The following is a 26,316-nucleotide window of genomic DNA, read 5'->3' on the forward strand; positions in this document are numbered from 1 at the left end:
TCCAACTTTCGTGGTGTGACGGGCGGTGTGTACAAGGCCCGGGAACGTATTCACCGCAGTATGCTGACCTGCGATTACTAGCGATTCCGACTTCACGGAGGCGAGTTGCAGCCTCCGATCCGAACTGAGAGCTTGTTTATGCGTTTCGCTTACCTTCGCAGGCTTGCTTCGCTTTGTTTAAGCCCATTGTAGTACGTGTGTAGCCCAGGACATAAGGGGCATGATGACTTGACGTCATCCCCGCCTTCCTCCGCATTGTCTGCGGCAGTCTCCCTTGAGTTCCCACCATAACGTGCTGGCAACAAAGGATAAGGGTTGCGCTCGTTGCGGGACTTAACCCAACATCTCACGACACGAGCTGACGACAGCCATGCACCACCTGTTTTCGTGTCCCCGAAGGGAGGAACTAATCTCTTAGTTTTTCACTCAATGTCAAGCCCTGGTAAGGTTCTTCGCGTTGCGTCGAATTAAACCACATACTCCACCGCTTGTGCGGGCCCCCGTCAATTCCTTTGAGTTTCAACCTTGCGGCCGTACTCCCCAGGCGGGGTACTTATTGCGTTAACTCCGGCACAGGAGGGGTCGATACCTCCTACACCTAGTACCCATCGTTTACGGCCAGGACTACCGGGGTATCTAATCCCGTTCGCTCCCCTGGCTTTCGCGCCTCAGTGTCAGACACAGTCCAGAAAGTCGCCTTCGCCACTGGTGTTCCTCCCAATATCTACGCATTTCACCGCTACACTGGGAATTCCACTTTCCTCTCCTGCACTCAAGATCCCCAGTTTCCTGCGCCCATACGGAGTTGAGCTCCGCACTTAGACACAAGACTTAAAGATCCACCTACACGCCCTTTACGCCCAATAATTCCGGACAACGCTTGCCACCTACGTATTACCGCGGCTGCTGGCACGTAGTTAGCCGTGGCTTCCTCCTTTGGTACCGTCATTACCTTGCATTATTTACACAAGATACGTTCGTCCCAAACGACAGAGCTTTACGATCCGAAAACCTTCTTCACTCACGCGGCGTTGCTCCGTCAGACTTTCGTCCATTGCGGAAGATTCCCCACTGCTGCCTCCCGTAGGAGTCTGGGCCGTGTCTCAGTCCCAGTGTGGCCGTTCATCCTCTCAGACCGGCTACTGATCGTCGCCTTGGTGAGCCATTACCTCACCAACTAGCTAATCAGACGCAGACCCATCTCTAAACGGTAGCTTATATATAGAGGCCACCTTTCTTAACTCAGTCATGCAACCAAGTTACCACATTCGGTATTAGCACCACTTTCGCGGTGTTGTCCCCAGTTTAGAGGCAGGTTGTCTACGCGTTACTCACCCGTTCGCCACTAAGTATCCATAAATGAATACTCCGTTCGACTTGCATGTGTTAGGCACGCCGCCAGCGTTCGTCCTGAGCCAGGATCAAACTCTCCAATAAAGTTTTATTTATTGAAGCCATTTGTTGGCTCTTAATATCTTTTGGAGCGGAAAACGAGATTCGAACTCGCGACCCTCGCCTTGGCAAGGCGATGCTCTACCGCTGAGCTACTTCCGCATCCGTTAATTCATTGACGTGGTTTTAAAAAAACCACCGCACATCTGGCTTTTTATGATGCATTACTTACATTGTTCAGTTTTCAGGGAACGGTCACAATCGACATCGCCGCTTGACGCGACTTATATAGATTATCATATCTACACACACTATGTCAACTGTTATTTCTTGGTTGGTGGGGCTATCGTGACTCGAACACGAGACCTCTACGATGTCAACGTAGCGCTCTAACCAACTGAGCTATAGCCCCACAGGAATTACAATTCTATCAATCAGTCATCAATTTGTCAATACCAAGATTGCAAATTGGTCGGAGCGGCAGGATTCGAACCTGCGACCCCCTGGTCCCAAGCCAGGTACTCTACCAAACTGAGCCACGCCCCGGTATTATATATAGGATGTTCTTCGCTACCGCTCAGAACTAAGCGATTCGTACCAATCAACCCTTCGCCTTTCGGCTCGCTTTCTTGGACTCTCTGCTTATCGCTACCGCTCAGAACTAAGCGATTCGTACCAATCAACCTTCGCCTTTCGGCTCGCTTTCTTGGACTCTCTGCTTATATGGTGCCGGAGGTCGGACTCGAACCGACACGGGGTTGCCCCCGGCAGATTTTGAGTCTGCTACGTCTGCCAATTACGTCACTCCGGCGTGTATATATTATAAGGATGTTCTTCGCTACCGCTCAGAACTAAGCGATTCGTACCAATCAATCTTCGCCTTTCGGCTCGCTTTCTTGGGCTCTCTGCTTATCGCTGACGCTCAGAACTAAGCGATTCGCACTAATCAATCTTCGCCTTTCGGCTCGTTTTCTTAGGCTCTCTGCTTATGCTTAAATGGTGCGGGAGAAGGGACTTGAACCCCCACGGTCACCCGCCAGATCCTAAGTCTGGTGCGTCTGCCAATTCCGCCACTCCCGCGTCCCCGGAATTCATACTATACCAGAGAAACATATTATTGTCAACACGGGCAACCTGTTTTTTTACGATATTTACGACATTTTATTGTCTACCGCGCCAGTTCTTTAACACTTGAAACCAATGCGCCCAACAGCCGGTGAAAGCCTTGCGGGTTTTGGCCTGGCACCCGGAATTGTTTGTTTATCTCTAGCTGCACTGCGGGGATTTTTAGTTCGCGGCCCACGTAATTCGCAATAGTGTTAGAGCCACTGGCGGCGAAATGATCACGAGAGATTCTGTGCAGTCCAAAGTCCTGAAAGCTGCGTTCGAGCAATGTCAGTATTTTGTTCTTGCCGAGAAGGGTCCTACCGTCGTCAGTACCTAAATCCACATCAAAATCGTGCTCACGGGCAGCCCCATGAATGTCTAGAACCAATTTCACCTTTTCCCGTTGACAGATTTCGGCTATTTTGTTTTTGTAGATACAAGGGTTGTCGACATTAGGATCACCGCCATACAACTTGGCGGTTGCCAGTACGTGACAGTCCGTCAGTCTGTGTAAAAGGAAAGCAGTAGCTCCGGTAAACTGATCTGACATCTTAATCTTCTTTTGCCGGTAATGCCTGACGGCATGGGGAGCCGATATCAAGACAGGCAGCTCCCCCAGGGAAATAAAGAAGGGTTCCTCTTGCTGCGGATTAACTTTTCTGTCTGTTTTATAAAAATACACTCTTTCTACGCTGACCGCTTCCTCATTCATGCGTGCGCGTTGAAATTCTGCCAAAATCTCAGCCTTGTCACCCAAGAATCACCCCTCCTTTCTTCCAGAAGTCAACAGTTTGATCTTCGCCTTAACAGGTGCACTCAGTGTCAAATTTAATTAGCCACATTTGCTGAAGCCGCAATGCCGGCAAATAACACAACCGCCTTCATGTTCAACCGTCTTACCGCATTCAGGACAGTCATTACCGGTCACCGTAGTAGCAGCCTGCGTTGCCAATGCATCACCATTCTGGAGTTTCATTACTTTTTCAATAACCTTACCAATAGCATCAGGGCATGACAACACTTTCAAATCTTTTTGTCTGATTGTTGAATGGCACCGGATACCCTTTAACTGATCAATGATAGAGTTGGCATCTATACCGGCACGCAAAGCAATCGACACGAGTCTTGCCGTCGCCTCGGATTGAGACGGGCAGCCGCCGGCGCGTCCGGTATTGGTAAAGACCTCGCATATTCCATGCTGATCATAGTTTACAGTGATGAATATAGTGCCACATCCGATTTTGACTTTTTCAGTAAAGCCGGTTGTAATTTCCGGTCTGGGTCTTGGTGAGAAAAAAGCTTGTTTTTCCTCCGGCATTACACTTCCTGCTTCAACTGTCTCTTTGCCGTTAACTTTACCGATATTAAGCACCTGCATATCCCGGCTGCCATCCCGGTAAATAGTTACCCCTTTACAGCCGGTCTCATACGCTAAGGTAAATACATTCTTAACGTCTTCTTTTGTCGCCTTGTTGCACAGGTTTACCGTTTTCGAAACCGCATTGTCGGTATACTTTTGAAAAGTCGCCTGCATTTTTACGTGCCATTCCGGGGAAATATCATGTGCGGTAACAAAAGTTTTCTGAATTGCCGCCGGTATTTCCTCCAGGCCTTGTATGGTCCCCTTTTGGGCAATCATCCGCATTAATGCCTTGGTGTAGAAACCCTGCCTTACAGAAACTTGTTCAAATATCGGATTTGTTTCAATTAGCTCGTCATTATCCATGACATTTCTGATATAAGATAATGCAAATAAAGGTTCAATACCGCTGGAAACGCCGGCAATAATACTCAATGTTCCGGTTGGAGCAATTGTTGTAGTCGTTGCGTTGCGTACCTCAATTCCCTGTTTTTTATAGATGCTTTTGTCAAAGTGTAAAAATACGCCCTTTCTCTCCGCCAGTTCCATAGATGCTTTTCTGGATTGCTCCTGAATGAAATTCATTATTCTCTCTGCCAGGGCCAAAGCCTGCTCTGAATTATAAGGAATGTTCAGTTGGTAGAGCATATCGGCCCAGCCCATAACTCCCAGGCCAATTTTCCGGGTTCCCTTTGTCGTTGTTTCTATTTCCGGTAACGGATATTTATTGATATCAATAACATTATCCAGAAAATGAACCGCTTTCTTTACGATGGCGCCTATACGTTCAAAGTCGGCAACAGGTCCCTTATCGGTAAGTTTTGTCATCAGGCTCAAATTGATAGAGCCAAGATTGCAGGATTCATAAGGTAAGAGCGGCTGTTCCCCACAGGGGTTGGTACTTTCAAACTCTCCCAGTGCCGGCGTCGCATTAGCCTTGTTCAGCCTGTCAAGAAACAGTATACCGGGTTCCCCGTTCTTCCAGGCCATATCTACAACAGTGTCAAATACTTCTCTGGCATTCAACTGTTTTACAACACGGCTTTGATGCGGATCGATCAGATCATAGTCCTTGTTCTCGGCCACCGCCTTCATAAACTCTTCGGTGAGGCCAACACTAATATTAAAGTTGGTAATATCGGCATTGTCCTTTTTAGCGGTAATGAAATCAAGGATATCCGGGTGATCGACACGCAGGATTCCCATATTAGCCCCCCTGCGAGTGCCTCCCTGCTTTACCGCCTCGGTAGCGGCGTTAAAGACTTTCATAAAACTAATAGGACCGCTGGCAACCCCGCCAGTTGAATTTACCGCCGCGCCTTTAGGCCTTAATCTGGAAAAACTAAAACCTGTTCCGCCACCGCTTTTATGAATCAATGCAGCATTCTTTACCGTCTCAAATATATCTTCCATAGTGTCTTCAATTGGCAGCACAAAGCAGGCACTCAACTGTCCCAAAGGCCGGCCGGCATTCATTAGCGTGGGTGAATTCGGCAAAAACTCGAGATTGGACATCAAGTCGTAGAATTCATTCTCAAGTACCTGTAGTTCTGCTGCCGAAACATACGGAGCATCCGCACTGGCAACAGCTTTGGCAACTCTGTGAAACATTCCGTCAGCATCTTCCAGTAACCGGCCATTTTCATCCTTTATCAGATATCTTTTTTCAAGAACCTTTATAGCATTTTCTGATAATTTCATCCTGTAACCCCCTGATATAATACAACATTTTGTATGTTCAAAACATCATGATACAATATATTGTATCTACAATCTTTGGTTACGTCAATATAAATTAGCTGTAATTTTCCAGATCTTAACCGGCTATCCACCTTTACATTGCCTGTCAATAACCGGTTGCTTAATTGCAGCTGATCGTCAGCGACACGCCGCCGGCTAGGATTAAATGACCTCAAATAAAACGGCGGCAGCTTACATTTATTGTAAGTTGCCGCCGTTTTATTTGTCTTAGTGGAAAAACATTTCATACAATGACAGAATAATCTCTATCACGATTAATATAATAATGGCCCATTCCAGTCTTGTTCCCCGTTTGGCGTGAACCAGGTTGGAAAATGCTTCAGTAATATCCATGAGCGTCTCGGTCTTGTGCCGGATTTTTTCATAACGGTCTTTGAGCTCGAACAATACAGACAGTTCGTCATTCAAGGCCGATGCCTCTTCATTGGTCCAGGTTATTTCCGGATTATCCAAAATCATTAAATACGAAATAGCATTGAGCTTGAATCTAAGGATACTGGCTGACATTTTCGCTAAATCTTCATCAGAAACACCCAGTTCACCCCGATTGAGATTGTTCACGACATTCTCTATCCGATCCAGCAGGGAATCGACTTCTGTTTCACTCTTCTCCAGCGAAACTGACTTTGCCAGAATGGTCGCAACAATCTCCAACTGATATTCGCTATAGCTGTTCACAATCATATAGTCATTGTTAATTGCCGGTGCTTCAACTGAATCTACTTCTATTTTATAGTCGTCTTCGTAGATAAAAGAGCAGCTTTCATTTATTTCCGGTTCAATTTTCTTTAGATATTTCACAACATCCATGATTTCATGGTGTTGGAAGTTGATAAATACCATACTGCCAAAATAAAACAAATATACAAGCTTCTGTGTTGTATCATTCACAATCCCCTGTAAATGATCCAGCCTTAATACCAAAGAATCTTCCCATTTAAATTTACGGTTGATCCCAAAGTGCTGGGCTATCTTATTTAAATTCACTTCGTTGCATAACACAATTGCTTTAAGCTCAGCAACCATCCATTATTCCCTCCGCTTAATATACACTCCGCGAACGGCAGTAAGCTGCCGCTAAAATTGAGTTCTTTCATGTAGTGTCGTAGGTGGAACGTCATTGTAAATTACTCAAGTACATACTACTAGAAAAAAACCATAACCAGGGAAGTTATGGACTATGATTCTTAGTTATAAATTGTATCCTGCAATGATTCTGCACCTAATCAAAAAATGACTGCAACGGCTACATCCGGAAAAACACGGGAGCTCAACCAATGTAAGGGAAACCTTTGTCAAGGCTTCCCTTCCCCATGTCAATTTTTTTTTGCTGTACGCCGACGAAATTTTTAGTGTTTTTTCTTATTGATTTCTTCAAGCAAATGTTCATTAAGAATTTTGATAAACGTGCCTTTCATACCAAGCGACTTAGACTCAATCACGCCGGCACTCTCAAGTTTTCTTAGTGCGTTTACAATAACTGAACGGGTAATGCCGACACGGTCTGCTATTTTGCTGGCCACAATCAGATTTTCATCGCCGTCGAGTTCCTGCAGGATGTTAGTGGCCGCTTCGATCTCAGAATAAGATAGCGTACTTAGCGCCACCTGAACTGTGGTTCTCTTGCGGGTGTCGTCTTCCATCTTATCCATCCGGCCCCGCAGCATATCCATGCCCAGCATGGTGGCGCCATACTCGGCCAGCACTAAATCACTTTCGTTAAACTCTGCGTGAAACTTGGCAATCAATAAAGATCCCAGTCGTTTACCAATCCCAACTACCGGGACTACCAGGCTGTACTTTTCCTCAACAGGGCATTTAAGGTCTTCACTAAACACGCAGCAACCGTCTTTGAGACGAATATTGCTGGTAGTTTCACGCACGTTTTTCAGTACCTTCATATATTCTTCCGGGAACTTGCCTTGTTCAAGAACGTCATCCAGTATAAGGTCGCAGCCAAATCCGTCGTATAGGGCATATCCTAGAATGCTGCCTTCTCTGTCAACCAAATACACATTAGCTGCCATGCACCCGCTAAGAAGTTCGGCAACCTTACCATAATCCACTTTCTCTGATTTTTGTAGTAACTGGTTAATTGCCCGCGTTTGATTTAACAATGTTGTCACGATATAATCCCGCCTTTCGACATAATAAAGGGACAGGGACACCATTGTCCCATCTGTTTTTACTTGAATAGCATTAAACGGTATCATGTGACAGCGGCTTAGTTCCTGTTGCCAACAACCAATACAGCCACTGTAATAAGTTCAGCAATAAACTGGATAGCGCCTTTGCTACCCTTCCTTATACCATTTTAACCTATATTTATATATCGTATAATATTTACCATAGAAAAAGCTAACTCCTGCCAAATTTACATAGAATATGACATAAGTTAGCTTTTATCTTCATTTTTTTGTATCATCTGGCAGTTTTTTTTCATAAAAGCAGGCCTGGCTCCTACGGCAAATAGTAAAATCCCCAGAACGACAATACCACCGCCAACACCAAACATGGATGCATATCCCCAGAATTCGCCGATAATTCCTAAGAACACCGCGCCTGTTGTAATCCCCACATCCATAAATGCAGTAAAAACGGCGAGGGCGCTAGCCCGTTCCCCGGGTGAAACTTCATCCACTACAAAAGCATTCAGCGCAGGCATAAATGCGCCAAAGCCAAACCCGAACAAACCGCCGATAACAATTAACATAGTAACACTGTTTACAAAAGGCAGCAAAAATGCTGCCACAGCCACAAATGACAGAAAAGGAAGAATAACTGCACGACGGCCAAAACGGTCTGACAGTTTTCCGGCAATAATCCTGCTAATTAATGTAAAAGCCGCATAGGTCGTGAAAAACACGCCAAAATGTATAATTCCCCGCTCAGGCGCGTATACAGGCAGGAAAGTAATAACCGTACCATATAGCGTCGCCGCGGCAAACAGCGTGAGTGAAGCCACAAGTACCGCCCGGTGGCGGATAATTGCCATGATATTGGCATTCTGGTTACGACTTTCTTCCGGCTTTATCTCATCAATGAACAAAATAGCCAGAAAACCAGCGCCGGCTGCAGCTATGGCAGTCACAAACAGTATTGAAAAATCGTGTGTATTTGTTATTATTGAACTGCCCCAGGCCGGAAAAAGTGCCATGGCCACCACATTGGCCGCCCCGTAAATACCCATAACTTCTCCCCGCCGTGCGGCCGGAGCCAAATCGGCGACATAAGCAAACGCGGCCGCCAAATAGCTGCCATGGGCGATGCCGTGCATTACTCTCAGTATGTACAGCGGCACAATGGTTTGCATCTGACCATAGGCGAAAAACAGCAAAGCGAAAAGCCCTGCACCAAACATCATTATTTTTTTCCGGCCATACTTATCCGCAAGTTTACCGAAATAGGGGCGGGTGATAACAGACATCATAGTAAAAAAGCCGGTGACCAGACCGATTTGACTTGTCGTACCGCCCAGCCACGCCACAAATTGCGGCAATACAGGCAGCAGCAGATAAAAACTGCCAAAATACAAAAAGCTGGAAAGGCAAATACAAATAAAATTTCTGGACAATAAACTGAACGGTCGTATTCCCTCAAGACTATCTTTCATAAGTATTATATCCCCCAGCAACCTTTGATTATCTGTACTGTTGTACTCTTCGCTAATATTCGGATAATTCCTGCCAATCACTCTTTGTTGACAAGTAACAGTACTCTTCTAAATAAACACCGTAGTCCTTATCCATTTAACCAATATGTTTTATTCGACAACTTAGCTTCAGGTAGGATTAAAGCCCCACCTGAAGCTAAGTCCGCTTTATCACCCGCTGCTGATTTCGCAATTGCCGAAATAACAACACAGGGATGCAGGAAACTTAAAAATATATAGAGAAGATGGGAATTACCTATATCAGTATTGCCATTTTCTCTATATAAGCTATTAAAACCAGTCAAAAACGTAAATTAATAAGCATAAATCTCGTACTATCTTAGATGCACGGGGAGGAAAAACCTTGAGAGTTTTGTTGGTGGATGATGATCATGACAGTCGAAAACACGTAGCCAGTTTTCTGAGAGATTTAGGTCATGCCGTTAGCGAGTGCAGTGACGGGGACGAGGCGTTAAGCCTGTTTCATAGTGAACACTTCCCTATGGTGCTATCCGATATAAGAATGCCCGGGATGTCCGGGCTGGAGCTGTTGAAAAATATTAAAGCTCTAAAAACGTCAGATACCAGCGTTGTATTATTTACCGGACACGGGGATATGGATTCAGCTATTGCAGCATTACGTTCCGGCGCCTATGATTACTTGCTTAAACCTATCGATGTGGAAAAACTTGCGATTCTTGCCGGGAGAGTTGAGCAGTATCACCTGGCAAAGGCCGCAAAGGAGCGGACTTCACTGTCTTATTCGAAGTATACTAAGGCAATTAAACGGAATATACCGGCGGAAATAACAAGATCGCAACAACTTGCAGCTCAATCCGCTGGCCTAAAACACATTGGTATCTTCTCCGAAACCATGCAGAACATTATTGAACAAGCCCAAAAATACCACACTGATCGCGCAATGCCTGTTTTAATACAGGGAGAGACAGGAACAGGGAAAGAGATCATTGCGAGGTTAATTCATTTTGGCTCTCTTGTTAACGCTGGAGCATTTATTGATATTAACTGCCCGTCCATAACCGCTACTTTATTCGAAAGCGAAATGTTTGGCTATGAAGAGGGGGCATTTACAGGCAGTTTGCGCGGCGGCAGGCCAGGAAAAATAGAGTTGGCCCAGGGCGGAACTTTGTTCTTGGACGAAGTTTCCGAAATATCGCTGGAGTTACAGGGAAAATTATTGCGAGTTATTCAGGAAAAGGAACTGTACCGGGTTGGCGGCACGCGAAAAATCAAAACAGATATCCGGATAATCTGTGCAACCAATGCGAATTTAGCCTTATGTGTTCAAGAAGGAAAGTTTCGTCAGGATCTGTATTACCGGTTACAGGGAGGAGTTATTGATATCCCGCCCTTACGCAATCGCCAAACGGAGATACTTCCATTAGCCCTTCATTTTATGCAGCTTGCCAAAAAACATAAGAACAAGCAATTTTCCTCCATAAGCAAAGCAGCGGCTCAATTGCTTACTGCCCATCCCTGGCCCGGCAATATCCGGGAATTAAAGAATCTGATCGAATGGATTGTTTTCATGTATGACGAAAAAGAAATTCTTGCTAAGCATCTAAGAATGTTAACAAAACCAGCCGCAGAAGCCAAGAACAAGGAGTATATTCTTAACACGCAAAAGTATAATCTTCCCGAGGAACCGTTAGATTTGGATTTATACATGCAGGATATTGTCAAAAAAGCTCTGTTAAAATTCGGCGGGAATAAGACGAAAACAGCCCAATATCTTGGCATTTCACGCAGTTCGCTGGCCTGCCGCCTCAAAAGAAACTCTAAATAATCGAATATTTACTGTCATGGGGAAGAAATGAAAGCTACAACATTAGAGCGTCAGTTAAAACTATGGATGATGCTTCTTGTAATCATACCCAGTCTGCTCATCATGATGATTTATACCGTTGGCCAAATTTGCACAGCCAAACATAAAAATCTGGAATTGATTAATCAGCGGGTCGGGTTTACAAAGCAGCTCATTGAATTCTGGGTAGAGGAACGTGCTAAAAGCGTTCGTATATTAAGCGGGTCAGCTGCATTTCGAACTTTAGCAGAGAATCGAATGCAAGATAATCTCGAACTAATGCAACGGCTAAATACCGATTTTGACTCCTTATCTTATATTGATAAAGATGGTTTCTTCAGAATGTCGACGTTAAATGACGGAATCAGATTTAATTCCACAATTAAGCAGCCTTACTACCAGGCTGCTATAGCAGGCAAAGAATATATTTCAGATGTCGTCATCGGCCGGAATAGCGGGTTGCCGATTATTAACTTTTCGGCTCCGGTTTACGATTACAGCGGTAAATTTCAGGGATTAATCCTTGGTTCTGTCCGGACAAAAACACTGGAGACTTTCATACGCAATAATTGGCTGGGACAAACATCCGAGATTCTTCTTGTCAATAGCCAAGGAGTTATGATCGCCGAGCCAAAGCACAGCAACAATTCCCCAGAAGAGGGACTTTTAGAGGGTTCTCCCCTAATGAAGCTTGCGCTTTCTGAAGAATCGCTAATGAAAATACATCTCGGAAACTCCGGGACAGCAGCCTGGGTAAATTACCGGAACGCCAAGGTGCTTGGCGCTTATCAATATATACCGGAACGCGACTGGACCCTTATCGGCAGCATTGACGAAGCGGACATCCTGGCGCCAATATATACCCAGTTAGGAATGATGGCCATAGGCACAGGCCTGCTGCTCCTCATGATTCTTCCACTGGCTACCTATATAACTAAACGGGTGAAACGGCCTATAGACTGGCTGATAGAGCAGTCAAACTTGATTGTCCTGCAAGAATACAACTGTCTTGCAGGGCAGAATGGATTCTCCGAAAAGTTGCCGTATGAGCTGGATCGATTGTGCGCTACTTTTACGAATATGAGCCATAAAATCAAAACTACCGTTCAGCTCCTTAAAGAGAAGGAAATAAAGCTGGAAAGCCAGGTCCTTGAGATAGAAACAATCAATGCCAGATTGACAAATGAGATTGTTCAACGCAAATTAGTTGAGGAGATACGCCGTGAAGAGGCTAAAGAAATGGCCCGTATTGAAAAAGCCGCCTCTCTCGGCATTTTGGCCGCCGGCATGGCCCATGAGATTAATCAGCCGCTGAATGCTATTAAAGTTGCCAGCGGCGCCGCCCTTTACTGGCATAGGCAGGGAAAACCGCTGGAAATGGCAAGGATTATGGCAGATATAAAATCGATAGCTACTCAAGCCGACAGGATAGACCAAATCATAAGAAATATCCGTTCGTTCGCCAAGCCGGATAAACAGTTGCAGGTTCCTGTGAATCTGAACGAAACCATTCAAAAAGTTGTGCAGCTTCTGGGCAGCCAAACGAGCTTCCACAACATCGAACTAAAAGTAACGCTATGCAAGTCTCCCAGTGAGATACTAATCGTTCCGGCAGCATTGGAAGGAATAATTATTAATTTATTAACAAATGCCATACAAGCACTCGACACAGTTGAGTATATCCAAAAACGAATTGAGATTAATACACAGGCCACTGATGGACGTATTATTCTGGAGGTCATTGATAACGGCCCTGGCATAGAAACAGCTCTACTGTGCCGGATCTTTGAACCTTTCTTCTCTACTAAGCCTGAAGAGAAAGGTATGGGACTCGGCCTTTCCATTGTCCATTCTTTTGTTGAATCTAATCAGGGCACCATCGAAGTAAAGCAAGCTCCCTATGGCGGAACTGTCTTTCGTGTGCAATTTCCTCTCTATCAAGAAGCTGGCGAAAACAGCAATGCACAAATTGCGTCTTTGTGTTGAATTTGATGCATCAATCGGTACAAGAAAAGCTCGCCTAAAGAAAATTTATAAATGACTCGATCCTGGGTTTTACTCTGCAAATGGATGCAAAATACGGGTTCGTAAAGTATCAAGCAGAGCTGAAGCAAACTGGCACAATTCTTGCTTGATATTTTATTATCCAGAATGCAGCAACACATGTGACAAGTATTTTGGGTTGTCGTTGCACGCATCTAATGCCATCTACGGAAGGGAGAATGTAAATGACTGTTTCTATTGATACTGCTTTTTACAAGAATATAATGGAACAGGCCAGAGACATCATTCTTGTTGTCAGCACCCATGGCGATATCCTGCATGCTAATTGCGCAGCCGTTCAAGCCTACGGTTATGTGCTGGCAGAATTGCAAGCCATGCATATTAAAGATTTGCGCGCCCCTGAGACGCGCGACTTCGTTGGTGATCAAATGATGCTTGCCCATGAGAGCGGAATCTTGTTTCGTACTATTCATATGCGCAGAAACGGGGAGCGGTTTCCGGTAGAAGTAAATTCGCGCCGGCTTGCACTCCAGGAAGATGCGGCGCTCGTCAGCGTAGTGCGGGATATTTCGGAAGCAGTGGCAATGGAAACTGCCCTGCAGCAAAGCGAAGCGAAACATCGCCTTTTACTAGGCGAACTTTACCGGCAAAACATTCTTTTAAGTTCCCTGCACCAAACAGCACTGTATTTAATGCAAAGCATCGAGTTAAATGAAGTCCTCGCAACAATCGCCACTCGTGCCAGCGAACTAATCGGCACACCGCATTGTTATATAAGTATGGTAAATGAACCGCGGGGAGTCTTCGAACGTAAAATAGGGCTAGGCCATTTTGCCCGGGACGAAAGCCTTCAGTTTAAGCTTAATGAAGGTATTGCCGGACAAGTGTACAAAACAGGCGAAATAATAGTGTCCGATGACTACAGTACCTGTACCAACCGGCTAAACGGCCCCTTTTTCGACCAACTCCACGCAATTGCCCTTGTTCCTCTTAAGTCAAAAAACCAGGTAATTGGTGCATTTTGTCTGGCATTCCTGGAATCAGAGAAAAGATTCTGCGAGCAGGAAATTTCTTTACTCAACCATTTTGCCGAACTGGCATCAATAGCGCTGGTAAATGCTATACTTATTTCTTCCTATAAGGCGGAATTAGCCCAGCGCAAGCAGGCCGAAGATGCTTTGCAAAAATCCCAGGCTGACAATGTAGCGATAATTACCGCCATCCCTGATCCCTTATTCATTCTTGACCGGCATGGCACATTTATTAAACATTCGGCGAGTCAGCGGCACGTGGATTGGCTTCCGGAGAATATTTTAGGGAAAACGGTGACAGATGTCTTTCCTGTAAGCATTGCCCAAAGCTTCCTGGCAGGCATTACAACAAGTATCCAGACAAATGAAATCCAGATATTTGAGTATCAGCTAACGCAAAAGGATCAAGCAGAATATTATGAGGCAAGGATCGTTGTCAGTGAAAAAAACGAAGTCCTGGCTATGATTCGCAATATCACGGAACAAAAAAACTTGCAGTTTCAATTAGAGCATCTGAGCCTGCATGATCCTTTAACGGGACTATATAACCGGGCTTGCTTTGAAGAAGAAATGAAACGCCGTGAACGCCTGCAAATGACTGACACCGGAATAATTGTCTGCGATGTGGACGGCTTAAAAATGGTTAATGATTCGTTTGGCCACGCCATGGGCGACACTATCTTGCAAGTAATCTCAGTTATTTTAAAACTATCGTTCCGCTCCAGCGATCTTGTCGCCAGGATCGGCGGCGATGAGTTTGCGATTTTGCTGTCATGTAATTCTGAGGAGATATTAAAAAAGAAATGTACTACCATCACTGAGAAAATCAGACTTTACAATGCGGATAACCCAACTGTGCCAATCAGCTTGTCGATTGGCTGGGCCATGAATACACAAACGCCTATTGATATGATTGCACTGTTTAAAAAGGCGGATAACTCGATGTACCGGGAGAAACTGCACAGAAAAAACAGCGCGCGCAATATTATGGTACAAGCCTTGATAAAAGCGCTCGAAGCCAGAGACTATATAACCGACGGACATAGTGACCGCCTGCAAGCCTTGATTGAGCTGCTTGGCCGGGCCAGGGGTGTACCGGAGAGTGCAATTGCCGATTTGAGGCTCTTGGCCCGCTTCCATGATATTGGTAAAGTAGGCATCCCGGATGATATTTTATTTAAGCCGGGTCCTCTGAATGAGCAGGAATGGGAGATACTGCGCCAGCACTGTGAAATCGGCTATCGGATAGCCAGTGGCGTGCCGGATTTAGTGCCAATAGCCAAATGGATACTGGCCCACCATGAATGGTGGAACGGTCAAGGCTATCCGCTGGGGTTAAGCGGCGAAGTCATCCCCCTTGAATGCAGAATTCTGGCAATCGTTGACGGTTACGACGCAATGACCAGTGATCGGCCTTACCGCAAAGCCATGAGTGCCGATGCAGCATTGTCTGAACTGCAAAAATGCGCCGGTTCCCAGTTTGATCCAATACTGGTCGATTTATTTATTGAGTGTATTACGCAATCGTCGCGGGAATCTTCTTAGATCCCGCGTTTTATATTGATACCCGTCTTGCTGACGCTTGTAATATTTTAGCGCCGTAGCAATACGGGCATCTCCACTAAAAAGCAGGACTGTTCCCAATTTCAAGTTGGTACAGCCCTGCCCTCCTAATTAAATTCATAGTTACCCCGCACTAACCAGGACGGGATTTTTTCTCCAAAAAGACGAAAACGTCGCTGTCAGGCACTGGCCGGCAAGTTAGATATCCCTGCGTCATGTCACAGTCATACCCCTGCAGACTAAGCTGTTGCTCAGACGTCTCTACCCCCTCGGCAACTACCTGAATGCCCAGCCTGTGCGAAAGCTGGATAATCGACTCAATCATCCCGACTGTTTTTTCGCAATCTGTCAAGTCAGCAACAAACGACTTATCAATTTTAAGGACTTCAATAGGTAATTGCTTAAGATAGGTCAAAGAGGAGTAGCCTGTTCCAAAATCGTCTAATGCTAATTTAATACCTAACTCTTTTAGTTCCAATAGTTTTTTAACATTGTCTTCAATGGCATCCATCAGTACCGTTTCCGTTATTTCCAATTCCAAATAGCTTGCCGGCAACCCGGCTTCCGCCAGCAGTTCGCGAACGTTAGCAACAAAATCGGGATGTTTCAACTGCTTCACAGAAATATTGACCGCTACAAAAAAGTCTTTATAGCCTTTTTCCAATAATCGCAAGGCGAATTGGCAGGCATTTTTTAGTACCCAATTGCCAATAGGAATAATTAACCCGCACTCTTCAGCAATGGGGATAAATGTCATAGGCGGAACAACGCCATAATTAGAACTTTGCCACCTTAGCAAGGCCTCAAAGCCACATACTTTACCTTCACGGGCACTTACAATCGGTTGATAATGCAGACTAAACTCATCGTTAAACAACGCGTCACGCAGGCTTTGCTCAAAACTCACCCGTTGAATTATATTCGCCTGCATCACAGGATTATAATAAAGCCATGCATTTTTACCGTCATTTTTCACTGCATAAAGTGCAGTATCCGCATTTTTAAAAATCTCATCGACATTCATGCCATCCCGCGGGTAAAGAACAATGCCGATACTGGCAGATAACCGGAAACGCTGACCGCTGATAGTAACATACTTTCGGGTTATCTTTAGAATGCGTTCGGCATACTTTTCAATTTCTTCCTGGCAAGTAGTGCCGTCCAATACGACAACAAACTCATCTCCGCCAAACCGTGCCACAGAATGCTTGTCACCAAACACATTCGTTAATTCCCGGGAAAACTGAATGAGTACCTGGTCACCGGCGGCATGCCCGCAGGAATCGTTTATCATTTTGAAGTTATCCAGATCAAAGAAAAAAACGGCTCCCTGAATTTCCTTATCCTCTGATTTGCTTAGTATTTCGCTCAGAAGTTCTGTAATATAGCGGCGATTGGGTAAGCCTGTCAGAGCATCATGATATGCCAAATGGCGAATCTGCTCCTCCTTCGTCTTAAGACCGCTATTCATTTCCTCAAGTTCATCATAACTGGCTAAAAGTTCTTCATGAACTGCCTGCAACTGCGCCTCTGACTGTTTTCGCTCAGAAATATCCCTGACCGTAGCAAGCAGATAGGTCCTCCCTTGAATTTCAAATCTGCCCAGACTCACTTCGGCATCAAATTCGTTCTTACCGCGTAAATGCCGCCATTCAAAAACACAGGGCTGACCATCAAACACATTTTGTACGATATTTTTGGCCTTTTCCTTGGATAGTTGCCGGTCAGACTGATACACCGGCGATACTTCCCCGGGCGTAGTACCGATAATTTTATTGCGCGGACGGGCGAAAAGTAATTCTGTCCGGTAGTTGCAGTCTATGATAATACCATTATGTAATATAAAAATAGCATCATTGGCACATTCAAACAATGTACGGAACTTCAGTTCATTTTGCCGTAAGGCTTCTGTCTTCTGTTCAATATCCGCCAGAAGCTGATTAAAGCCGGTTAGCAGTTTTGAGGCCTCCGAGCCTTTGTGCCAACTAGAAACCGGCAGCCTGAGCTTCGGGTTAAAATATTCTTTGAGGCTGCCAAAAGCATCGATTACCATTCTGTAACTTGTAAGCAGGGGATGGAAAATCAGATATTGGACAAACAAGATTACGGCCAGCGCCCCTAAACCAGCTGTAAACAAATTGCTGAACAATTGAAAATTGCTTATATGGATATCTTCCACATACATACCTGAGCCGATATATACCCCGAGTTCCGGAATCGGCAGCACATAGGAGATTTTTTGCTGCGGATGCTGCCGCCCTGGCGGATGATAATAATAGGTAACAAAACCGCCGCCTTCCTGCGCTTTCTTAATTAACATTGCAATGATCGGCAGACCGTTTGCATCGCGCAAATACAGCTGATTAGTCCCTTCCATTGCGGGCTCGAACGGCTGTACCAATATTTCCCCCTCGTAAGAACTCATAAATATGTAATTGTAGCCCTCGAAGTCATGAAAAACCATCCGGCGAACTTCTTCCCTGATTTTTGTCAAGGCCTGCTCTCTGGTCAATGTGTCCTGTACTCGTTGTTCTATAATCGGCCGGATTGTATTTAACGCCATTTCAGTCATACGCGCTAGTTCGAGTTTACGATATTCATAAGTATTTTTTTCAAATTCCTGCAGCAACAATCCCAACGTAATACTCAACCCAATGCCGCAGACAAGAAAAGCCAGCAGGAGCCGCGTCCATGTCTTATCAAGCCATAGAAATATTTTTTGCAAAATCTTCACTCCACAATAGCCTTTTTTGCCGTAGTTTTTTCTCTTTTGACGCTTCAAAACTCGATATTATTGATATGCACTAATTGTAAGATAATCAATACACCTTGTCTATTATTTTATAAATCTTCATTCAGGCAATCCAGCGGGATACCTCACTCAAATTTTACCGCTTCACTGAGCCTTTCTTTTGCCGGCATGCTCAAAAATACAATACCAATAATAAACGTGACGGCGCCAGATATTATATACCCGGTAATTGGTTCATTAAAGAAAACCCAGGACCAGAGGAGGGAAAAGATTACACTAAGATTAGTCACAATAGCGATTGTAAGCAACGGAAGCTTTGCCAGCACTTTTGAGCTAATATAGAAACTAATCCCGGTAATAAGACCTAAAGCCACTAAAGAAAATAAACCAGTCATTGAAAACTCACCATTAGTATGGAAAGTTTGAGTAACTGGCGCACCGGTTATAACTGTACATAACAAAAATGTCGAGAAGTTCATGTTAGCAGAGTCCATCTGACCGATAAGCTTTTTCTGACTCAGAATATGAACACCTGCACCTATACCCGAAATGATGAATAAAACCGTTGTTAAATTAGCGCTGATTAATGCAGCAAAAGAGCCCTTCCAACTAACAAGTATTACACCAACAATACACAGTGCAATAGCTATTATTTTTCTAAAAGTAATATTTTCGCCAAAATAGAACACTGACATTATCGCCAGAAAAACGGTCTGGATTGGCAGATTAATAATATTGCCATAAGCAAAGCCGATTGCTATGGCAATATTTTCGAAAATGTAATTAATGCATTTGCTAATTGCGCCAATCCACACCCATTTATTGTGCCAGCCCAACTTAAAATCCTGCTGATTTGTTTTGATCAAAATGCCCAGGAAAACCACGCCAAAGAAAAACCGGCAGAAAGTAATCGTATTACTATCCACCATCAGCGAGGCGTACTTTACTAAAACCCCAACAAAGCTCCACATCACAACGGCAGTTAAAAGTAATATATATGCCATACAAGCCACACCCTTTTCACGCAGAACCGCCGTTTAAAATATTTAAGTAGGCCGTCAAAATACCAAACCTCAACGCCTCACTCCGCAGCGGGCTGAACTTTATACTCTAATTTTACTCCTGGTGTCAAGAGTCAGTTCAGTGTACACGGCCCTATTTAATACACAAAAAAGCAACAAAGTGACAACACCTGATCACAGGCTATTGTCACTTCTCTTGATAATCAATAAAGCTATAGCAGACTTTACCAGCCGGTCTTAGCCAACTCTTTTAAAAACAAACTGTCGGCCAGCGGCAACGTCACTCTGTTGCCTGTAAAAGCGGCCTTATAAATTGCCAGAATCACTTCCAGCGACTTTCGTCCCTCACTGCCGTTAATAGCAGGTTCCACATTATTCTTTATCGCCGTGGTTATATCCTGGAATTGGCGCTGATGACACTCGCAGGAAATATCAGGGCTGCTAACGCCTGCGTTCTCGGTGCTGCTGCCTGCTTTATATTGATAGCCGTTCTTTAGTTGAACAGATGTGAGCACCTCATTTTCAATAACCGCGCTGCCTTCCGTCCCATAGAGATCGATGCGTGAAACCAGACCGGGATAGGCGCAGGTAGTACCTTCAATAACACCTAACGCGCCGGATTGAAATTTTATGGCTGCAGAAGCGGTATCCTCAACTGCGAGTCCGGTATGCCCAAATGTGCCGCAATGCCCCTTAACCTCCGCGACAGGGCCTGCCAGGTACTGCAACATGTCAATATAATGAATGCCCTGATTCATTAGCACGCCGCCGCCATCCAGCTCCCAGGTCCCTCGCCAGGCGCCGCTATCGTAGTATTCCTGACTACGGAACAGCTTAATATAACATCCGCCAAAAATCAGATTTCCCAATCTCCCCTGGTCCAGGAACTGCTTCAGAGTGATAATCCCGTCGCTATAACGTCTTTGAAAAATAACTGCCAGCTTCACGCCTTGCTGTTGACACGTTCTAATCAGCGCGTCTGCTTTTTCTAATGAGATATCAATGGGTTTTTCGATAACGACATGCTTGCCCGCCAGTGCTGCTTCTATTCCCAGATCGGCATGCAAGCCACTGGGAGTACATATAGACACTGCATCAATATCTTTTCTTTGCAGCATTTCCTGATAGTTCGTATACCAGTCGCAATTAAATCGAGCAGCAATCTCTTGTGTCCTGGCGATATCCTTACCGCAAACAGCGATCACCGCAGCATCCGGTATGTTTGCAATGGCCTGGGCATGAGTAGGAACGATTGAGCCGGTCCCTACTATTGCATAATTGATTTTATTCATTTGTATACTTCTCTCCAAATTCTGCACTTTTATCCAAATTAGCCCGGAATCTCTGAGCACATTATATCACATTAGCATGTATTGATAAAAGCATTCATAAGACCAGCAAGTTCCGGGACTTGTTTTGCTTTATATAATCATGTCCAAAGGTTTAAATTAGAGCCTAAAACAATCCAAGAACGGGGTATAAAAGTATTCACCTGGTTTTATCATAAAAACCGCCTTGAGTTTAGTACAAAATACCGTAATTTTTCATAACAGACTTCATGTAAGCTTTTTGCTCGCCTGAAGGCCCTGTCAGTTTCTTGATTAAATATGCCCTCTAAAAAATTCCTTAAGCTTGAAAGGCTCAGTATATCTGTAGAGTTTATGTTTTGATATATAGGAGTTTTCAACATATCGGCATAGATGTCGTCATTTGTATCAATTTCTATAATCTTTTTGATTACATCCGCAAAACAATTATATTCATGACAGTTTATAAAAGATTTAGTGCTAAATTCTCTGTTGATGACAGGGTTTCCCCAATATATCGGCACTGTCTTAGCCGCAAAAGCTTGTATAATTTTTTCTGTTGTGTAGCCGGATGTTGATGAATTCTCAAAGGCAATAGAAAATTTATAGTTTTCCTGAAACTTTAGTTTGTCGGTAACACGATAGCCAAGATTATTCAGATACCCCCCGCCTGAATCCACTTTTTTGTAGGCATTCATCAGTTCCAAAAAATCAGTTCTGGCAGAATGAGCATTAACATTCGAATAAACGAAGTTACAGAACCTGTGTTTTTTACTCAGATCCTCCAATGATATCCTATGTTTTGCCATTGCCTTTTCAAGGTCTGCCTCGTAGAGCATATACACAGGCAGCCGTATATATCTATCTTCAAAAATCATCCAGTCAAATGCTATAGCATAATCACATAAATTAAAATCAGGTCTTATATTTTCACTAGTATAAAAGATTCTGACACAGTCATACTTTAAATATTCATGCCCAAACACGGAATAAATAATGTAATCGGGATTATCACTCAATATAACATTGTAATGTTTCTTTAGACAGTCTAAAAATATGTTGTTAGTCATATTGAATTCATGCCAGAAATCGACGAACTTTAGATATATAGTTTTCATATTGCCTCCCGCCTGATCCTTGCTAATATAAAAATAAAAGCACCTCAGTTCGTCGGAGGTGCTTTTGTTTTTACATTACGTTACTGCCGGCATGCATGACTTAATCACCTCAGAGCCCGTTGACAATCAAACTTGAGCAATACGCTGTACCTAGTAGTCACCACATAACGAGGGATGATTTACCGACCGATATTATAGTGTCCAGACATATCGCGACCCTCGCTACTTCAAAAGTGCTTAAGGTCAATCCCCCACTGGAGGTCACTGTAACATCACATAAAATTATCTGGTCATCTTCTACGGCGACTATTTTACCGGAATACAGCCAGCCGCCTACTACTATCACTTCAACATTGTGGTGTATTAATCTATGCAGGATCTGAGCGAGGGTATCACTTTCTACACATTCAAAATCGAACTTGTCTTCCATTAATAAATCCTCCCTTCTCTAGAGTCAGCACGGTATAAAACCGTCTGGTATGCTAATTAGGTTGGTTGTAGTGGCGACAACTTTGCACAGATCAAGATATGTAAAATCTTCGCGAATGATTGACGTTCCCTGGGGACAAAAAGTCTGATCCGGATGTCTGATAATCACTTGGTTTTGCCCCAGGCCCGGTACCAGCAACGCAATTTTATGGTCAATGATCTTTTTGATTTGACCATAGTAGGAAAATCCGTCAACAGTATATAAGAGCACACTCAAGTTACTATCATCCTGTAAGTCACAGATAAGTTGCTCACAACATATATCCTTACAAATAGCCATGTTTTTACCTCCTTTTTCTTAATTACTTATTTCTATGTAAGAGCATAACTAATAGAACCATTTATAAGATTTTCCTTTGCCGCAATAGATGAACAATAGACTCCGCCCGATGTTTGTAACTATGGCAGGCTACAGCCGTCTGACCTTGTCGGCGGGTTTTTTCCCGCTCCTCAGGATGGTCCAGGTAGTATTGAACTGTTTCTACAGTTTCTTCCGGTGTTGCTGCTACTGCTAAATGCTGTCCGGGTTCGAATAAATCGGTTACAGCTGGTGTATTTGACGTCAGCAGGAAGCCTCCCGATCCGAGGATTTCATACGTCCGCATAGTAACCTGGCTGGTCGTGTTTTGGAGGCCAAGCACAATGTCGGCTGAATTATATACCTTATAAGCTTCCGGATACGGCAAATAGCCATGCACATACTCTCGCGGCAGTCTGCATCCCAGGATTTCCTCCATTTCAGTCCATCTTGATCCCCAGAAATCAACACGATAACCGGCTTTCAGCAGTGGACTGATCAGCGTCCGCAGCGACTGCAGCCTGTAAAACTGCGGATAAACCTTAATTACACCGGGATAAGCATTAGCCACCACGGCAATGCTGCACGCATAGCCGTCAAGCTTCTCTTCCCGTTTATGAATACAGGGATGGTAACCAAAATCAAGATGCGCAGAGGGAAATCCCAAGCTCTCATAATAAGGTACCATTTCCTTACTTACGGTAAAAACAAACCGGGGCCGGACTTGTTTGATGAATGGCACTGTCAGTACATTCGTGTGAATAGGATCCTCTGTTGCCCAGTAGACAAACGGTATGCCGGTTGTAGTGACATGCTCTCTTATCCACTTTCTTTTGATACCCACATGTTCTTCCGTCCAGCCCAGCATGATGATAAGGTCAGGACTATACTCAGAAATAATTGCCGGAATGTTCTTTTCTGTTAGAGAGCCTGATACAAGTACTTCATGTCCGGCATCACGAAATCCGTTCGGCAAGCCATCAAGCCACATAGAGTGACTTTCCAAAAATAATACGCGCAAAAGCTGCCCTCCTCCGCCGACTCTTTCTATCGAATCTGTATTCAGACGCAACAAAAAAAATGCGGGATCACCCGCATTTTTTTTGTTACGTCTGGTTATCATCTTCCAGCCCCTACATATAATTTAGCATCCCCATCACAGCCTATCAGAACGGATGTGTTTTCAATGTCTTTAAAGCCAAGAGCCAAGATTGTAGTTCTCAGCCCTTTTCCTGTATATCCTCCCATAAGTGGCGGACAAGGTCGTATATTTCACTTATATAAGCATGTCGCCCGCGCTTTTGACGTAATCATCCTATGCTTGGCTGACCGGCGGTCTTATAAGCTGATAGCACCCGGACTTCAGCAGATCATGATTCCTAAAAGTACACCCCATTGCCAGATGGAACTTGAGGTCTTCCGTGAATCCGGGTTTTCCACCTGCGCCATCATCCCCAAGGCCGTAAGCCTTACACCGGAATATGCTCACGTGGCAAACGAGCAGGCCAAGGACGCCGGCATCATCATACTCGCTCACCCTTATCTGTATAGAGCAGCACAGCAATTAGGCGGCAATCGCATCCTCGTTTACGATGCTCACAATGTTGAGTATGATTTACACCGGCAAATCCTGCCGCCCAGCCTAAGCCATTTACTGGACGATGTCAGGCAAGCTGAAAAGGCAGCGTGTGAATTAAGTCAAATTATTGCAGCATGTTCTCTGGAGGATAGCCGCAGGTTAGCCAGCCTTTATAGCATTTCTGGCAATAAGTTTATCATTATACCGAATGGAGCAGACACAGAGATACTCCCTTATGTTTCCTATGAGCAGAGACAGCTTTTTAAAGCTGCCCAAGATATTAACCGCCCCTCGGCAATCTATATGGGGAGCCATTTCCCGCCAAACCTGAAGGCGGCCGGGCAAGCGGTTGAAATGGCAGTGCAATTGCCTGACGTTACTTTTATGCTGGCAGGAAGTGTATGTGAGGCTTTTACTAACCACAACTTGCCTGATAATGTTGCTCTGCTTGGTATTATCAGCGCGCAAGAACAACGCCGACTATTTAGTCTGGCTGATGTGGCGTTAAACCCCGTCCGCTCCGGTTCAGGCACAAATCTGAAAATGCTGGAATATATGGCAGCAGGCATACCTGTTGTAACTACTAACGTGGGAGCGCGGGGAATAAGCCAGAACGATGGCAGCTCAGTGAGTGCGAGGATATGCCGGCCTGTATCCTCGCACTTCTGAATAATCCCGCACTGGCGGCAAGCATAGCTAAACGGGCCTATACATTGATTAAAGCCCGGTTCGACTGGAAGCGGATAGCTGCCCGCCTCACCGGCGGCTTATCTACCATTATGCAAGCTCAGACTCCTCCTTGAGGTAATTGCAGCGACCGGTTTCTGTATATCCACTGGCGAGGTGATCACTGTGCCGATTCCACTGGAACAACTGAACAAAATTTTGATGGTCAGCATTTCCCACATCGGTGATATCGTCCTATCCTGCCCTACTGCCCGGGCTCTGAAGCGCTTCTTGCCGCATGCGGACATTGACATGCTGGCAGGTATGCCTCAGGCCGCAGCAGCTTATCATAATCCTTATATAAATAAAGTAATCCCTTACAATATTAAGGATTGGCAGCAAGACCGGGACAAACTAACGGCACTGATTCAACTGTTGCGAAAGGACAAATATGATCTGGCGCTGTCATCCCCCTACGGTTCCGCTGATCCCATGCTGGCCTGGCTAAGCGGCGCGGTCTATCGCGCCGGATTTGATACGCATGGCAGTAGCAGATATTTGACGCATGTGGTACCGTCAATCTCACCGGCAATAAGGCATGAGACGGAAAATCAGCTGGCGGTGCTCTCTACACTTGGTATCACGGCCGAAGACACAGACATTGAATTTGTGGTCAGCGCGTCTGAAGAGGGCAGCTTAAGTAAAAAGCTGCCACATCTGCGCAAAAAAGGGCGGCCGCTTTTGCTCCTCTGTCCATTTAGCGATGATACACAAAAAAACTGGACAATTAGCGGTTACAGCCACGTTTTGCAGGCACTGGAAAAAGTTGCAGACTGTTATCTCATTGGTACTCGCAGTCAGCGTCCTATGCTAAACGCCATAAACAGTTATGCCGGCCATGTGGCCAAAGTATTGGGCGGTACGCTGTCATTAGGAGAATTGGGAGCTTTAATTAAACAAGCCGACCTGCTTATTACTGTAGACACCGGCCCAATGCACATAGCCCAGGCTTTTCCAACTCCAGTAATCGCTTTAATGGGACCAACCGATCCGAAGATTTGGGGTCCGCGACAATCCTGTGATATTATCCTGAATAAGCCGATGTACTGTTCTCCCTGCTGGCACAAAGATGCTGTAAAAAACAGCTGCCATAGAAATTTGTGTATGCGGCGCATCAAGCCGGCGGAAGTTATCCGGTCCGCCGAGGCTATATTAACGGCTTCAAAGCTAAGCAATGGTCTGGTACAAAAATCCCGGGCAGAATATCCAACCATTAGGGACCTGGATAGATTGAAATAATCCTAGTGACGTTATATATTGTACTCTGCTGCGGCTGTACAACTGTTAAAACACCATCTGATAGCCAATGAATCTTCCTGTAATTTTGCGA

The 26,316-nt window shown here is 44.8% G+C and carries 17 protein-coding genes, 5 tRNA genes and 1 rRNA gene (1 of these 23 only partly in view); 5 read left to right on the forward strand and 18 right to left on the reverse strand.

Going from position 1 to position 26,316, the window contains the following annotated elements:
- The 11 genes from SATMO3_RS26560 to SATMO3_RS26610 all read right to left on the reverse strand — a co-directional run.
- Positions 1 to 1,437, reverse strand: a 16S ribosomal RNA gene (locus SATMO3_RS26560); it reaches 118 nt to the left of the window's first position.
- Positions 1,438 to 1,479: 42 nt separating this feature from the next.
- Positions 1,480 to 1,554 (reverse strand) — tRNA-Gly (locus SATMO3_RS26565).
- A 173-nt stretch (positions 1,555 to 1,727) separates the two neighbouring features.
- Positions 1,728 to 1,804 (reverse strand) — tRNA-Val (locus SATMO3_RS26570).
- Between the two features lie 57 nt (positions 1,805 to 1,861).
- A tRNA-Pro gene (locus SATMO3_RS26575) sits at positions 1,862 to 1,938 on the reverse strand.
- 178 nt (positions 1,939 to 2,116) lie between these two features.
- Positions 2,117 to 2,203: transfer RNA gene (locus tag SATMO3_RS26580), tRNA-Leu, on the reverse strand.
- A 186-nt stretch (positions 2,204 to 2,389) separates the two neighbouring features.
- A tRNA-Leu gene (locus tag SATMO3_RS26585) sits at positions 2,390 to 2,472 on the reverse strand.
- A gap of 88 nt (positions 2,473 to 2,560) precedes the next feature.
- On the reverse strand, positions 2,561 to 3,256 hold the full coding sequence (locus SATMO3_RS26590) for a hypothetical protein (RefSeq protein WP_371373388.1): 696 nt from the start codon (positions 3,254 to 3,256) through the stop codon (positions 2,561 to 2,563).
- A gap of 75 nt (positions 3,257 to 3,331) precedes the next feature.
- Positions 3,332 to 5,560: a vitamin B12-dependent ribonucleotide reductase gene (locus tag SATMO3_RS26595; protein WP_371373391.1), complete on the reverse strand. Its 2,229-nt coding sequence runs from the start codon at positions 5,558 to 5,560 to the stop codon at positions 3,332 to 3,334.
- Positions 5,561 to 5,827: 267 nt separating this feature from the next.
- Entirely contained in the window at positions 5,828 to 6,646 is an 819-nt protein-coding gene (locus tag SATMO3_RS26600; RefSeq protein WP_371373394.1) for an RMD1 family protein, read from the reverse strand.
- A gap of 323 nt (positions 6,647 to 6,969) precedes the next feature.
- Entirely contained in the window at positions 6,970 to 7,746 is a 777-nt protein-coding gene (gene codY / locus SATMO3_RS26605) for a GTP-sensing pleiotropic transcriptional regulator CodY (protein ID WP_371373397.1), read from the reverse strand.
- A 269-nt stretch (positions 7,747 to 8,015) separates the two neighbouring features.
- Positions 8,016 to 9,233, reverse strand: a complete 1,218-nt coding sequence (locus SATMO3_RS26610) for an MFS transporter (protein WP_371373399.1) — start codon at positions 9,231 to 9,233, stop codon at positions 8,016 to 8,018.
- A gap of 403 nt (positions 9,234 to 9,636) precedes the next feature.
- Between SATMO3_RS26610 and SATMO3_RS26615 the strand changes: the two genes are divergently transcribed.
- From SATMO3_RS26615 to SATMO3_RS26625, 3 genes are all read left to right on the forward strand, one after another.
- Positions 9,637 to 11,079 (forward strand): sigma-54-dependent transcriptional regulator, encoded by a 1,443-nt coding sequence (locus SATMO3_RS26615; protein WP_371373402.1) that lies wholly within the window; start codon positions 9,637 to 9,639, stop codon positions 11,077 to 11,079.
- Positions 11,080 to 11,106: 27 nt separating this feature from the next.
- A complete protein-coding gene (locus tag SATMO3_RS26620) occupies positions 11,107 to 13,083 on the forward strand; it encodes a cache domain-containing protein (protein WP_371373405.1) in 1,977 nt (658 codons plus the stop codon).
- A 242-nt stretch (positions 13,084 to 13,325) separates the two neighbouring features.
- The gene (locus tag SATMO3_RS26625) at positions 13,326 to 15,677 is read left to right on the forward strand and encodes a diguanylate cyclase (RefSeq protein WP_371373408.1); all 2,352 of its coding nucleotides are present in this window, start codon (positions 13,326 to 13,328) and stop codon (positions 15,675 to 15,677) included.
- A 151-nt stretch (positions 15,678 to 15,828) separates the two neighbouring features.
- Here the strand turns inward: SATMO3_RS26625 and SATMO3_RS26630 are convergent, their stop codons facing one another.
- The 7 genes from SATMO3_RS26630 to SATMO3_RS26660 form a co-directional block, all read right to left on the reverse strand.
- Positions 15,829 to 18,420, reverse strand: a complete 2,592-nt coding sequence (locus tag SATMO3_RS26630) for an EAL domain-containing protein (RefSeq protein WP_371373411.1) — start codon at positions 18,418 to 18,420, stop codon at positions 15,829 to 15,831.
- A 152-nt stretch (positions 18,421 to 18,572) separates the two neighbouring features.
- Positions 18,573 to 19,451: a DMT family transporter gene (locus SATMO3_RS26635; RefSeq protein ID WP_371373414.1), complete on the reverse strand. Its 879-nt coding sequence runs from the start codon at positions 19,449 to 19,451 to the stop codon at positions 18,573 to 18,575.
- 242 nt (positions 19,452 to 19,693) lie between these two features.
- Positions 19,694 to 20,761, reverse strand: a complete 1,068-nt coding sequence (locus SATMO3_RS26640; RefSeq protein WP_371373418.1) for a Gfo/Idh/MocA family protein — start codon at positions 20,759 to 20,761, stop codon at positions 19,694 to 19,696.
- 209 nt (positions 20,762 to 20,970) lie between these two features.
- Positions 20,971 to 21,894, reverse strand: a complete 924-nt coding sequence (locus SATMO3_RS26645; RefSeq protein ID WP_371373421.1) for a glycosyltransferase family 10 domain-containing protein — start codon at positions 21,892 to 21,894, stop codon at positions 20,971 to 20,973.
- Between the two features lie 157 nt (positions 21,895 to 22,051).
- On the reverse strand, positions 22,052 to 22,324 hold the full coding sequence (locus SATMO3_RS26650; protein ID WP_371373424.1) for a hypothetical protein: 273 nt from the start codon (positions 22,322 to 22,324) through the stop codon (positions 22,052 to 22,054).
- Positions 22,325 to 22,348: 24 nt separating this feature from the next.
- Positions 22,349 to 22,663 (reverse strand): hypothetical protein, encoded by a 315-nt coding sequence (locus SATMO3_RS26655; protein ID WP_371373426.1) that lies wholly within the window; start codon positions 22,661 to 22,663, stop codon positions 22,349 to 22,351.
- A 61-nt stretch (positions 22,664 to 22,724) separates the two neighbouring features.
- On the reverse strand, positions 22,725 to 23,702 hold the full coding sequence (locus SATMO3_RS26660) for a glycosyltransferase (protein ID WP_371373429.1): 978 nt from the start codon (positions 23,700 to 23,702) through the stop codon (positions 22,725 to 22,727).
- A 165-nt stretch (positions 23,703 to 23,867) separates the two neighbouring features.
- On the opposite strand from SATMO3_RS26660, the gene SATMO3_RS26665 reads away from it, so the two are divergent.
- Complete coding sequence (locus SATMO3_RS26665; protein ID WP_371373432.1) at positions 23,868 to 24,929, forward strand: glycosyltransferase family 4 protein; 1,062 nt, start codon at positions 23,868 to 23,870, stop codon at positions 24,927 to 24,929.
- Between the two features lie 183 nt (positions 24,930 to 25,112).
- On the forward strand, positions 25,113 to 26,225 hold the full coding sequence (locus SATMO3_RS26670) for a glycosyltransferase family 9 protein (RefSeq protein ID WP_371373435.1): 1,113 nt from the start codon (positions 25,113 to 25,115) through the stop codon (positions 26,223 to 26,225).
- The last annotated feature ends 91 nt before the right edge of the window (positions 26,226 to 26,316 follow it).

Origin of the sequence: Sporomusa aerivorans, assembly GCF_041428895.1 — a bacterium.
GTDB classification, from domain to species: domain Bacteria; phylum Bacillota; class Negativicutes; order Sporomusales; family Sporomusaceae; genus Sporomusa; species Sporomusa aerivorans.

Bases quoted from the DNA above. Each gene is read 5' to 3' on its own strand.
- SATMO3_RS26620 (WP_371373405.1), top strand. From the start codon at position 11,107: ATGAAAGCTACAACATTAGAGCGTCAGTTAAAACTATGGATGATGCTT.
- SATMO3_RS26665 (WP_371373432.1), top strand. From the start codon at position 23,868: ATGTCTTTAAAGCCAAGAGCCAAGATTGTAGTTCTCAGCCCTTTTCCT.
- SATMO3_RS26625 (WP_371373408.1), top strand. From the start codon at position 13,326: ATGACTGTTTCTATTGATACTGCTTTTTACAAGAATATAATGGAACAG.
- SATMO3_RS26600 (WP_371373394.1), bottom strand. From the start codon at position 6,646: ATGGTTGCTGAGCTTAAAGCAATTGTGTTATGCAACGAAGTGAATTTA.
- SATMO3_RS26655 (WP_371373426.1), bottom strand. From the start codon at position 22,663: ATGGCTATTTGTAAGGATATATGTTGTGAGCAACTTATCTGTGACTTA.
- SATMO3_RS26610 (WP_371373399.1), bottom strand. From the start codon at position 9,233: ATGAAAGATAGTCTTGAGGGAATACGACCGTTCAGTTTATTGTCCAGA.
- SATMO3_RS26640 (WP_371373418.1), bottom strand. From the start codon at position 20,761: ATGAATAAAATCAATTATGCAATAGTAGGGACCGGCTCAATCGTTCCT.
- SATMO3_RS26595 (WP_371373391.1), bottom strand. From the start codon at position 5,560: ATGAAATTATCAGAAAATGCTATAAAGGTTCTTGAAAAAAGATATCTG.
- SATMO3_RS26635 (WP_371373414.1), bottom strand. From the start codon at position 19,451: ATGGCATATATATTACTTTTAACTGCCGTTGTGATGTGGAGCTTTGTT.
- SATMO3_RS26650 (WP_371373424.1), bottom strand. From the start codon at position 22,324: ATGGAAGACAAGTTCGATTTTGAATGTGTAGAAAGTGATACCCTCGCT.
- SATMO3_RS26645 (WP_371373421.1), bottom strand. From the start codon at position 21,894: ATGAAAACTATATATCTAAAGTTCGTCGATTTCTGGCATGAATTCAAT.